The 1,366-nt window shown below is 27.2% G+C and carries 1 protein-coding gene and 1 pseudogene; both read left to right on the forward strand.

Features of this window, described 5'->3' with window-relative positions; all coding sequences use genetic code 11:
* Window positions 1–210: 210 nt before the first annotated feature.
* Window positions 211–390: pseudogene (locus CXF67_RS09800) on the forward strand (hypothetical protein); the annotation flags it as partial.
* On the forward strand, window positions 383–1,366 hold a 984-nt coding region (locus CXF67_RS09805), incomplete at its 3' end, for an AbiH family protein (RefSeq protein ID WP_102088585.1). The pseudogene CXF67_RS09800 and the gene CXF67_RS09805, both read left to right, overlap by 8 nt.

Consider the following 1,366-nt stretch of genomic DNA (forward strand, 5'->3'; position numbering starts at 1 on the left):
TTAGACCAAACCTTTGCAAACGTAGCACACGCAGAGAGAGCTGCAAAAAATGCAATTAATTTATACAATGAAGTAAGATTACATTTATCTTTAGACCATAAGACACCTAATATGGTATATTTAAAAACAGCCCTAATCAATTTTAACCTGTAGCCGTATTTCAGGACAAGACAGAAAGAATCTTTTAAAAAAAATGACACTGAATACAGAAAACTATCTTTAGGCGAAGAAGCGGAATGGATGAAGTATTTTAAGGAGCAAAAAGAAAAAGCAACAAAACTAAAAACTCAAATCGACCAAACCGATAAGGAAATTGACCAAATGGTGTACGAGTTGTATGACTTGACTGAGGAGGAGATTGAAATTGTAAGAATAGTTAGGTATGGCTAAAAGTAAAATAGTAATAATTGGTAATGGTTTTGATAGAGCACATAATTTGTCTACAGGGTACACAGAATTTTTAAGTTACCTTGAAGATAATGTTGTTGAATTTGAAAAAAAAAGTGAAAGTCATTATCATCAAAAAAGCATAAATGGCGAAAAACATAGTAGTAATACATATTTTTTCAATTCTATTAACGAAGAGTTAGATCCTTGGCTTTGCGTTAATCAAATTCCAAATACATTAAATTTTGAATTAAATGTAAAGCCAGATAAGTCATCTTATTTATTTAATTTTCTCATTAAAGATAAACATAAACAAGGCTATTGGTCTAATTTAGAACAACAATATTTTCACGTTTTAAAAGAAAATGTTTTCAAAAATTTAAGTAGTGCATCAAGTGAAAAAAATATTAGATCTGATTTTTCCAATAGAGTAAATATAATTAATAAAGAATTCGAGCATTTAAAAAAATTAATAGATAAGTATTTAAGTGAACAAGTAGAATTAAAGCTATCAAGTGAAAATATAGTAATTAATAAAAGCATAGATAAGCTCTTATTTGATTATGAAAACGTAAAGACTTACAGCAAAATTTATTTTATAACCTTTAACTATACTTCAAAGATTTTAGATCACTATTATAAAATTCTAAAAGAAAGCGATGATAATAACATATACTCAATTCCACCAATACATATTCATGGAAAATTAAATGATCCTGATAACCCAATTATATTTGGCTATGGTGATGAAAATTCAGATGATTATAAAAATTTAGAATTAACGCTTGATAATAACTTATTGATCCATTTTAAAACCTTTCAGTATTTAAGAACTAATAGTTATCAAAAAGTGCTTGGGCTATTAGAAGAAAATCGAGATATTGATATTCAATTAATCGGTCATTCATGCGGTTTGTGTGATAAAGCACTTTTAAGGACAATTTTTCAGCACAAAAATGTAAGAAAAATAGAATCAATT

Source organism: Psychroflexus sp. MES1-P1E (genome assembly GCF_002836055.1).
GTDB lineage: Bacteria > Bacteroidota > Bacteroidia > Flavobacteriales > Flavobacteriaceae > Psychroflexus.